Raw genomic sequence first — 9,735 nt, 5'->3', positions numbered from 1 at the left:
CGTTTCCGGTTCGTTTTTTGGCAATTTTCCTTTGTTTTCAACAACCTCTCCGGTTCGTTTTTCAAAAAACGTGTTTTTTTGTCCCATTTGCCTCAAAACCAGCGCGAAAAGTGCCTTTTTGGGGACTGCAAAAATTCGCTCGTTGCCGGCACGCATTCGTCTATCGGCCACTGAGAAGACCGCCGGTCCAACGATAGATCGTGCGCTAGAAACACTGCGTTTCTTCCCTGATCCTGCGCCTAAATCTTCGCTGTTTAACAAGGCTACCACAGCTAGCCTACTAAGTCAAGCAAAATCGGCGGGAGAGGCTGGAAGTCAGGAGCGGCGGGTCAGTGCTTCAGAATTGCCCGATGATCCCTTCAGAGCCTGAAGCCCCATTGGCTGGAGCCGCGACGACTGTCAACGTCGGAGCTGAACGACCTCCTGAGGAAAGAACCGTGGGACCCTTGGAATGCCGGGGACCGGAATGCCCCAGGCTGAAGTGGCTATGCCAGCGCCGGAGCTCAAAGCTCCGAACTCCTGATTAAGAATCGTGGCCCTGTTCGGCTCCCCATTTTCCAGTTGACGTCCGCCGCTGCGGTCGATAGATTTATTCATTCTTTTGCCTGGAAACAAATCCCAAATTCGGCCGCGGCCAGCCGGGCTATTTCATGCTTATTCCGTTGGCGTCGCGGCCGGCGAACGGAGACTCACCATGAAAGTCGGTCTATTCACCGTCCTGTTTTCGAACCTGAACCTGCAGGAAGTCATCGACAAGATCAAGCCGCTGGGAATCAGCACCATCGAGCTTGGCACCGGGAACTACCCTGGCAACGCGCACCTTAACCTCGATCTGCTGAACACGCCTGCCAAAATCAAGGAATTCAAGCAGAAACTCGATGACCAGGGCATCACCATCAGTGCCCTCAGTTGCCACGGCAACCCGCTGCATCCGGTCAAGAAGACCGCCGACTCCGCCGCGGAGGTCAGCCGCAAAACCATCCTGATGGCTGAAAAGCTTGGGGTGACGCGCGTCATCGACTTTTCAGGCTGCCCGGGAGATTCCGACAACTCGAAGTATCCCAACTGGATCACCTGCGCCTGGCCGCCTGATTATCTGGAAATGCTGAAGTGGCAGTGGGAAAAGAAGGTGATTCCTTACTGGAAGAAGCGGGCGAAGTTTGCCGCCGACCACGGCGTCCGCATCGCCATCGAGATGCATCCGGGTTTTGTGGCCTATTCGCCGGAATCCATGCTGCGGCTGCGCGAGGCAGCAGGGCCGGCTATCGGCTGCAATTTTGATCCCAGCCACATGTTCTGGCAGGGGATTGACCCCTGCGCCGCCATCCGGAAGCTGGGCGATGCGGTCTTTCACGTTCACGCCAAAGACACCCGGATGTACGAGGTGAACTACAAGGTAAACGGAGTGCTCGACACCAAGTCATACACGGACGAGAAGAACCGCTCCTGGCTGTTTCGCACCGTCGGCTTCGGCCACGGACGCGATTTCTGGGGCGACTTCGTTTCGACGCTCCAGATGATCGGCTACAACGACGTTCTCTCCATCGAGCATGAAGACAGCCTGATGTCCGTGGATGAAGGCCTCGCAAAAGCCGCCGCCTTCCTGAACGAAATCGTCATCAAGGAAAAGCTGACCGGGGCGTGGTGGGTGTGAACAAGGCAGTGATGAGTGACGAGTGGCGAGTGCGGGCAGAGCTTACAGGCGTCGAGACATGGTTCAGACTGCGGAAAAGTCCAGGGTTGCGAGTTACAGAGACCTCCAAGTCTGGCAGAAAGGTCTGGAATTGGCGAAGGTCATATACGCTATTACCAAGCCGTTTCCGACAGAGGAGAAATTTGGGTTAGTTTCGCAGATGAGGCGAGCAGCAATTTCGGTTCCTTCTAACATTGCGGAGGGGCAGGCGCGCAAAAGTACTGCAAAGTTCATCCATTTCATTTCTACTGCCGAGGGGTCGTTGGCTGAATTGGACACCCAGTTGACGTTGTGTTCCGATCTCGGTTTCTGCTCGGCAGCCAATGGGGAAGAGGCGTTCGGGCTGATTTCCGAACTGAAGAAAATGTTAAACGCTCTTCGTCGAAGGCTGTCGAGGGCGGACTGATCCGCGTCCTAGCCAGGTCTGCGAACCTCGCTTCTTCTTCGTGTTTCAGCTCGTCACTTGTCACTCGTCACTCTCTTTAAGGAGCAAATCATGACCGACATCAACATCGCACTCATCGGATACAAGTTCATGGGCAAGGCGCATTCCAACGCCTACCGGCAGGTCAGCCACTTTTTCCCCGGCAAGCTGACGCCGCGGCTGAAGGTGATCTGCGGCCGCGATCGTGCAGGGTTGGACGCAGCAGCGCGCCAGTTCGGATGGGAGGAGACTGACACTGACTGGCGCCGTGTGGTGGCGAGGAAAGACATCGACGTTGTTGACGTTTCGAGCCCCGGTTATCTGCACGCCCAAATGGCCATTGCGGCGGCCCAGGCGGGCAAGCACGTCATCTGCGAGAAGCCGCTGGCCAACAATGTTGCCGATGCCAAAAAGATGCTTCAGGCGGTTGAACGCGCGGGCGTGAAGCACATGATCATGCACAATTACCGCAAGATTCCCGCCGTCTGCCTCGCCAAGCAGATGATCGAGGACGGCCGCATCGGCGACATCTACCACTACCACGGCGCTTACCTCCAGGACTGGATCATGGACCCTGATTTTCCGCTGGTCTGGCGGCTGGAAAAGAAGTTTGCCGGCAGCGGCGCGCTGGGCGACATCGGTTCGCACGCCATCGATTTTGCGCGCTTCCTCAATGGCGAATTCGTCTCGCTCACATCCCAGATGACCACCTTTATCAAGGAGCGGCCGCTCGCGGGCAGCGGCGCAACCACCTGGGGCGCAAAGGGCAGCAAGGGCAAAGGCAAAGTCACCGTGGACGACGACACCAATTTTCTGGCGCGCTTTCGCAACCAGAGCGTAGGCGTCTTTGAATCATCCCGATTCTGCGGAGGCCGGCGGAATTACAACACCTTCCAGCTCTACGGAAGCAAGGGCAGTCTGGCCTTCAACCTGGAACGCATGAACGAACTCGAGATCTATGATTCGACAGATAAGCCCGGCGATCAGGGCTTCAAGACCATTAATGTCACGGAGGCTGTGCATCCTTACGTCGGCGCCTGGTGGCCTTCCGGGCACATCATCGGCTACGAGCATACCTTCGTTCACGCAGTCCACGATTTCCTCACTGCGCTGCAGAAAGATAAAATGCCGTCCCCGAATTTTGCGGATGGTGTCAAGAATCAGACGGTCATGGAAGCGATCGAAAAATCAGCCAAGTCGGGGAAGTGGGAGAAGGTTCGTTGATGCTGGAGGTACGAAATGAGAAAGCCTTTTAAGATCCTTGTTTGGATGGTTGTCTCTCTTGTAGCGCTGATTATCATTGGCTTCTTGGTTCAGAGCGGTGTGGAAGACCACCAGCTAAAGCTGGCGCAGGCCGGGGTTGAGGAGGCCCGCCAACAGGCTCAACTTCAGGGCCAAGTAAACGCCAGTACCGTTCATCTAGTGCGCTTGTATATTGGAGAGGTAGCGGCGGCTACGTTAAACAGCTGCTACGCTGATGGCTATCCCGATCCTTTCGCCAATTTGTCTCGGCGCATGGTGGCTAAGTGCGACCACATTATGAAAGTCCTTAAAGAGTATGAGGCGCAGGCTGCGGCGGAAGAAGCAAGGAAAGACGCCGCATACGATAAGGCACATCCGCTGAAGAAGTAAGTTTAGAGTTCAAAAGTGAAGAGGAATTTCCAATGGAAACCGCGATTCGACAAATTGTAGACGAGGTGCCGCAAGGCTGTATCTTTGATAGCCACTTCGTGATAAATCAGCTCATAAAAAGGTGCTCCGACCAGTATCTCGCCTTCGCGAGTAAATTTGCCGGGGGTAAGCGGGCGACCCTAGCCGCGCACGGGCAGATTGGAATGGAGATCAACAAGCTGGACGGAACGGTCATCGAGAAAATCGGCGATGCATGGTCGGAAACTATCCACACAGCGCCAGGTCGCTGTACCTGCTGGAGAAAACGATAGGTGATAGAGAAATAGCGCCGCTGCGTGGGGACTGAGGAGGAAGGGCTCTGGTGAAGTCGATAGATCCCGCTTGCGCGGGAATGACAAGGCCGTGGCTTCCGAGTCGTGACTTCTTACTCCTCACTCCTGGCCTCTCAGAACGATGTCCTACCTAATGGGAATTGACATTGGCACGACGGGGACGCGGGCGGTGATTGTCCGTCCGGATGGCACGGTTGTGGGCGCCGCCACCGGCGACCATCAGCCGATGCGCATGGAGAAGCCCGGCTGGGCTGAGCAGGAACCCGAAGACTGGTGGGAAGCAACTACCGTTGCAGTCCAGGGAGCTCTGGCTGAAGCGGAGCTGAAGGGATCGGACATCAAGGCGGTGGGGCTTTCAGGACAGATGCACGGCGTGGTGCTGCTCGACCGCGCGAATGCCGTGCTGAGGCCGTCGCTGATCTGGTGCGACCAGCGCAGCCAGCCGCAATGCGACTGGATCACGGCCCAGGTCGGCTCCGAGCGGCTGATTCAGTTGGTTTCGAACCCCGCGCTCACCGGCTTTTCAGCGCCCAAGCTGCTCTGGATTCGCGACCATGAGCCTGCCATTTTTGACCGGGCCGCGCACTTCCTGCTGCCCAAAGATTTTGTCCGCTACCGGCTGACCGGCGAATTTGCCACCGACGTTTCCGACGCTTCCGGGACATTGCTGTTTGACGTCTCGAAGCGCCGCTGGTCTCAGGAAATCCTTGCGGCGCTCCAACTGGATTCCGGACTCCTGCCCACGGCCTACGAATCGCCGGAAATCACCGGCGCCGTCACGCGCGAAGCCGCACTGCTCACCGGGCTGGTTGCCGGCACGCCGGTGGTGGGCGGCGCCGGAGACCAGGCCGCGAGCGCCGTGGGCAATGGCATTGTACTGCCGGGCCTGACATCGAGCACGCTGGGAAGTTCCGGTGTGATGTTTGCCTACACAGGCGCTCCCAAGCTTGACCCTGCCGGTCGCATCCACACCTTCTGCCACGCTGTTCCCGGCAAGTGGCACGTGATGGGTGTGACGCAAGGCGCCGGGCTTTCGCTGCGCTGGTTCCGCGACCACTTCGGCACGGTAGAAAGCTGGTACGCGGGCGAGACGGGCTCCGACGTGTATGAACTGCTCATCAAGGAGGCCGAGCACGTTCCTCCCGGGTCCGGCGGCGTCCTGTTTTTGCCTTACCTGATGGGCGAGCGCACGCCGCATCTTGATCCCGAAGCCCGTGGAATGTGGTTCGGCCTGACAGCGTCCCACACGCGCGGGCATCTCATCCGCGCCATTCTTGAAGGCGTCGCCTTCAGCCTGCGCGATTCGCTCGAAATCTTCAACGAACTTGATATACCCGTGGACCAGATCCGGGCCTCGGGCGGCGGTTCGCGCAGCTTCACCTGGCGGCAAATCCAGGCGGATGTTTACAGCAAAGAACTGGTGACGCTGAAGACATCCGAAGGCTCTGCGTTTGGCGCGGCGCTTTTGGCGGGCGCCGGCGCGAAGGTGTATTCGTCGGTGGAGGAATCCGCGCGCGAAGCCATCCAGGTGAGTGAATGCCTTTATCCGCGTGCCACGAACAGCGCTGTTTACGATCGCCATTACGACGTTTACCGGAAGCTTTACCCGGCGGTGCGCGAGCTGGCACACCGGCTGTCGGCGCTGGCTACCGGGCCCGCTCTGAAGCGATAAGCGCATATCGGTCTCGAGGTATTAGAATGGCCGGACATTCTGTTTGCTAAGGAATCGCATGAAACGACTACGCCCTGCGGCAATGACTTGGATCTGCGTGGTTCTATTTTCGGCACTCTACTTATATCCATCCGTCCGGTGGTCGCAACCTTCGGGGATGCTTCGCGCACTACTTCTCCCCTTTTCCGCGAGGTCTGTCATGGCGTCAACGGTCCCCTCGTTTGAGGCAAAACTCGAAACCACCGAATTCCATGGCTGGAAAGCATACCGCCTGACCAACGGCATCGTCACCCTCTACGTGACGCCGGAAATCGGCGGCCGCGCTATTCAACTGGAACTGGGCGATCAGAGCTACTTTTTCGTGAACAAGCAGTTTGAGGGGAAGGTCCTGCCAGAAAGCCAGAACAATTTGAAATCAGGATGGGCCAACTACGGCGGCGATAAAGTGTGGCCGGCGCCGGAAGGCTGGATGAATGATAACGAGTGGCCCAGCATCCCTTATTACATCCTCGATGGCAGCCCTTTTAAATCCGAAGTGGTGAAGGACACGACCGAGGAAGTGGCCGTCCGCGTAACCAGCCCGCCCGATCAGCGGAGCGGAGTCCAGTTCATCCGCACGTACCACGTCTATGCAGGCACGACGCGCGTCCAGGTGGACCAGGTGATGCGCAACATCAGCCTGCGGCGAATCCGCTGGGGCATCTGGCACCTGATCCAGAACGATGCCGCAGACGCAAGCGACCCGTCCAAGCCCAACCCTGAGCTTTACGTATATATACCGCTGAACCCGCACAGCATGTTCCCGGGAGGCTATTATCATCCGTACGGCGATGCGCGCAATCCGAGTTACCAGGCAATCGATAACGGCCAGATGTTGCGCGTCCATTATGAATACCGCGTGGGCAAAGTGGCGGCGGATTCCAACGCCGGCTGGTACGCCGTGGTGAACGGCCAGAAGAACGCCTGCCTGGTGGAAACGTTCAAGCATTTCCCCAGCCAGGAGTATCCCGACAATGCTTCCGTCGAGTCGTGGAACGACGGCCCCGGGCACATCTCTCGCGGCCCGTTTTTCCAGACCCTGCCGGACGACCCGAAGCAGACTCCCTATTTCCTGGAAACCGAGGTGATCAGCCCTTATGCCACCCTCGACCCGGGCCAGGAATACGAGTTCACAGTGCATTGGGCGCCGACGCGGCTGCCCAATCCAGTAGTGAAAACCGTCTGGGTCGGCGCCATCAGCCAGCCGCTCTCCGGCGAAGTTACGGGCAACCAGGTGAATTTGAAGGGAGTGTTCGGAGTTTTTGTTCCCGGGACAGCGGAAGCGGTATTCTATAGCGCCATGGGTGAGGAGATCAGCCACCAGAACCTGCAAGCCGTCGATCCCCGCGAAGTGGTTCGGCTGGACAAAACGGTACCGCTTCCGGCTGATGCCTTCAGGGTAAGCGTTCGCGTGGTCGATGCGCAGGGACGGAACCACGGGTTTCTTGGGAATGTAATCCTGAGGAAAGATAACTGATCTCCGGTCGTCATTTTATCCCCGGCTCTACGCTGGCTCCTTTCCAGCAGCGAAAGCATCCACTTCTTCGCGCGTCGGCAGTGAGGGAAGAGCACCCAGCCGGGTCACAGCCAACGCTCCGGCCAGGTTTGCGTAGCGCATTGCATCGTCGATCTTCTCGCCCATGGCAAGCCTCACGGTGAGGGCCGCCGTAAACGCATCGCCTGCTGCGGTTGGGTCCACAACCTTTATCTCTGAAGCTGGGAAGTGAGTTGCCTTGCCGGCGATAACCAGCATCGAGCCGTCGCCGCCCATCTTCACCACAACCTTTTCCGCGCCCAGTTGGAGCAGCTTCCGCGCCGCTTTTTCGACGGATTCGCGCCCGCTAACCGTTTCCCTGCTGAGCGCTTCAAGTTCCGTCTCATTGGGGGAAACAATGTCGGCAAGCTTCAGAATCTCCGCTGAACACTGGCGCGGCGGACCTGCATCCAACACCGTCAGCTTGCCTGCTTTACGCCCCGCCCGTAACACCGCTTCCACCGTTTCCATGGGAACCTCCAGGACGGTAAGGACGGCGTCGGCTCCGGCAAGCGCCTCGTGCGCGTCCTCGATGTTTTTCGGCGTCAAGGTGCGGTTGGCGCCGGGATCAACCACGATCGAATTGTTCCCGCTGGGACAGATGCTGATGAAGGCGCATCCCGATGAGCGCTCGGCTTCACGGCGCACCCAGTGGGTATCAATTCCACTGGCCTCGAGATGGCCAATGAGGAAATCACCGATGATGTCCTTGCCCACGGCGCCGACAAACGTCACCTGCGCGCCCAGTCGCTTGACGGCGACCGCCTGGTTGGCGCCCTTGCCGCCCGGGAAGAATTTCAGGTTCGTCGCCAGTATGTTCTCTCCCTCGCGGGGAGGCCTTTCGGCGTTGACCACCACGTCAAAGTTGCTGCTGCCCACCACCACGACTCGAACATCTTCAACCGCCTTCAAAATGACCTCCTCTCGGCTGCGGCTCACGGTTTGTACCGAGTTCGCGCCCGGATCAATTTCCGCGATGTCGAAATCCAACTGCGATTCCCAAAGCAGGAACTAAATCTTTATTCGCCGATCGGCCGGCGTTTACACCCGAAACCTTTTCGTCGTATTCTCAGCAGATCGAGACTCGGTGGAAAGGAAGCAACGATGAGCAAGGCAAAGCAAATCTCCATCTGGATTGACGGTTCCGCCGGACAAATCGCCCGCGTAGCCCGAGCGCTGGCCAGGGCGAAAGTCGATATCACCGCCTTCACGTCCTACGCCAGCGGCAACGAAATTCCCATTCGCCTGCTTGTCAACAGTCCCACCCGTGCCAGAAAGGTACTGCGCGATCTGGACTTGCGCGTCACGGAAGAGGATGTTCTCAGGCTCACTTTGACAGATCGGCCCGGTCTCCTCGCAGAAATCGCGGAGCGCCTTGCCGAGGCGAACATCAATATCAACCATGGCTATACGACGGTTGCGAAAGGGGCAAAGCAGTCTGACCTGGTGCTTGCCGTTTCTGACGTCGCCGGCGCTGTCAAAGCCCTGAAAGGCCTGTAACATCCCTTCCGAAACGTGTCCGCGTCGAACCCGCTGAACGCTGTGGCCGCGGTTAAGCGAAGGGATAGCGGCCGAGTTCGAGGGCCCGGATTGCCAAAAGCCGCTTCAGTCCGATCACGTCCGGCGGCGTACGCCGCAAGAAACGCCGGAGGACCGCAAGTTGAGCGCGCAACGCATCACCTTCAGCAATTCTGCCCAAAGCGCGCTTTGCTTCCACTTCAACGCGGTCCGCTGCTTCATGGGCAAAAATTGTCGTAGCATCGATTTCCGCCCGGCACGAGTCAACGGAGGTTTTGCCGATCTTCTTGCGGGTTCGCAGGAGCGCGCTTTCCATCGCGTAAACTTCCATCACCAGATTACTGATCACGCCAACCACTTCCTGCTCTTCCGCCAGCGCCTGCATATATTTCTGCACGGCGCTTCCGGCAACCAGCAAGGCCGCTTTCCTTGCGCCTTCCAGAATCGCTGCAGCGTCGCCGAGAGGTCCTTCGCCCTCCCAAGCCTCGCCTGAAGGCGTGCCGAGAATCTGGTCCATGAGTTTCTGCGCTGCGGGAATCAATCCGAGTTCGCCCTTCATCGAACGCTTTAAAAGCATATCGGTGATCAGCAGGCGATTAATCTCATTGGTTCCCTCGAAGATACGGTTCACGCGCTGGTCGCGATACGCGCGCTCTACTTCATACTCGCTGGAAAAGCCATAGCCGCCAAAAATCTGCACGGCCTCGTCAACAATCCAATCGAGGGTTTCTGTTCCCACCACCTTGAGGATTGAACACTCGACGGCGTATTCCCGAAGCGCCGCAAGAATCTGCCCGTTCGCCTCAGATGTGCCCGGATCGACCCCCTCGAGCATCTGGTCGATCAGGCCGCCCGTCCGGTACGACAGGCTTTCTGCCGCGTAGGTAAGGG

Annotated in this window: 11 protein-coding genes; 8 read left to right on the top strand and 3 right to left on the bottom strand. The window is 58.2% G+C overall.

Translation table 11 applies throughout. From position 1 onward, the window contains the following. Positions 1-261, bottom strand: a 261-nt coding sequence (locus VFQ24_10530; protein ID HET9178778.1) for a hypothetical protein, incomplete at its 3' end; no start/stop codon positions are given. Between the two features lie 433 nt (positions 262-694). Here VFQ24_10530 and VFQ24_10525 point away from each other — a divergent pair. The 7 genes from VFQ24_10525 (at position 695) to VFQ24_10495 (ending at position 7,269) form a co-directional block, all read left to right on the top strand. Then, positions 695-1,654, top strand: a complete 960-nt coding sequence (locus VFQ24_10525; protein ID HET9178777.1) for a sugar phosphate isomerase/epimerase — start codon at positions 695-697, stop codon at positions 1,652-1,654. 58 nt (positions 1,655-1,712) lie between these two features. Further along, entirely contained in the window at positions 1,713-2,099 is a 387-nt protein-coding gene (locus tag VFQ24_10520) for a four helix bundle protein (GenBank protein HET9178776.1), read from the top strand. A 90-nt stretch (positions 2,100-2,189) separates the two neighbouring features. After that, entirely contained in the window at positions 2,190-3,341 is a 1,152-nt protein-coding gene (locus tag VFQ24_10515; GenBank protein HET9178775.1) for a Gfo/Idh/MocA family oxidoreductase, read from the top strand. A 15-nt stretch (positions 3,342-3,356) separates the two neighbouring features. Then, the gene (locus VFQ24_10510; GenBank protein HET9178774.1) at positions 3,357-3,749 is read left to right on the top strand and encodes a hypothetical protein; all 393 of its coding nucleotides are present in this window, start codon (positions 3,357-3,359) and stop codon (positions 3,747-3,749) included. A 32-nt stretch (positions 3,750-3,781) separates the two neighbouring features. Next, complete coding sequence (locus VFQ24_10505) at positions 3,782-4,060, top strand: hypothetical protein (GenBank protein HET9178773.1); 279 nt, start codon at positions 3,782-3,784, stop codon at positions 4,058-4,060. Between the two features lie 154 nt (positions 4,061-4,214). Further along, entirely contained in the window at positions 4,215-5,753 is a 1,539-nt protein-coding gene (xylB, locus tag VFQ24_10500; GenBank protein HET9178772.1) for a xylulokinase, read from the top strand. Positions 5,754-5,952: 199 nt separating this feature from the next. Beyond that, positions 5,953-7,269 (top strand): DUF4380 domain-containing protein, encoded by a 1,317-nt coding sequence (locus VFQ24_10495; GenBank protein HET9178771.1) that lies wholly within the window; start codon positions 5,953-5,955, stop codon positions 7,267-7,269. A 27-nt stretch (positions 7,270-7,296) separates the two neighbouring features. Here the strand turns inward: VFQ24_10495 and rbsK are convergent, their stop codons facing one another. Next, a complete protein-coding gene (gene rbsK, locus VFQ24_10490; GenBank protein ID HET9178770.1) occupies positions 7,297-8,238 on the bottom strand; it encodes a ribokinase in 942 nt (313 codons plus the stop codon). A gap of 192 nt (positions 8,239-8,430) precedes the next feature. On the opposite strand from rbsK, the gene VFQ24_10485 reads away from it, so the two are divergent. Continuing rightward, positions 8,431-8,826: an ACT domain-containing protein gene (locus VFQ24_10485; protein ID HET9178769.1), complete on the top strand. Its 396-nt coding sequence runs from the start codon at positions 8,431-8,433 to the stop codon at positions 8,824-8,826. A 52-nt stretch (positions 8,827-8,878) separates the two neighbouring features. On the opposite strand, the gene VFQ24_10480 is transcribed toward VFQ24_10485, so the two are convergent. Continuing rightward, the coding region (locus VFQ24_10480) for an acyl-CoA dehydrogenase family protein (protein HET9178768.1) at positions 8,879-9,735 on the bottom strand (857 nt) is incomplete at its 5' end.

The organism is Terriglobia bacterium (genome assembly GCA_035712365.1).
Taxonomy (GTDB): Bacteria; Acidobacteriota; Terriglobia; order UBA7540; family UBA7540; genus SCRD01.
Note: the sequence above shows the minus strand (reverse complement) of the source record. Positions and strands in the feature narration are given on the sequence as shown.

What these genes read in the sequence shown, in the direction of transcription:
- VFQ24_10525 (HET9178777.1), top strand. Translation starts at nt 695, where the DNA reads ATGAAAGTCGGTCTATTCACCGTCCTGTTTTCGAACCTGAACCTGCAG.
- VFQ24_10520 (HET9178776.1), top strand. Translation starts at nt 1,713, where the DNA reads ATGGTTCAGACTGCGGAAAAGTCCAGGGTTGCGAGTTACAGAGACCTC.
- VFQ24_10515 (HET9178775.1), top strand. Translation starts at nt 2,190, where the DNA reads ATGACCGACATCAACATCGCACTCATCGGATACAAGTTCATGGGCAAG.
- VFQ24_10510 (HET9178774.1), top strand. Translation starts at nt 3,357, where the DNA reads ATGAGAAAGCCTTTTAAGATCCTTGTTTGGATGGTTGTCTCTCTTGTA.
- VFQ24_10505 (HET9178773.1), top strand. Translation starts at nt 3,782, where the DNA reads ATGGAAACCGCGATTCGACAAATTGTAGACGAGGTGCCGCAAGGCTGT.
- xylB (HET9178772.1), top strand. Translation starts at nt 4,215, where the DNA reads ATGGGAATTGACATTGGCACGACGGGGACGCGGGCGGTGATTGTCCGT.
- VFQ24_10495 (HET9178771.1), top strand. Translation starts at nt 5,953, where the DNA reads ATGGCGTCAACGGTCCCCTCGTTTGAGGCAAAACTCGAAACCACCGAA.
- VFQ24_10485 (HET9178769.1), top strand. Translation starts at nt 8,431, where the DNA reads ATGAGCAAGGCAAAGCAAATCTCCATCTGGATTGACGGTTCCGCCGGA.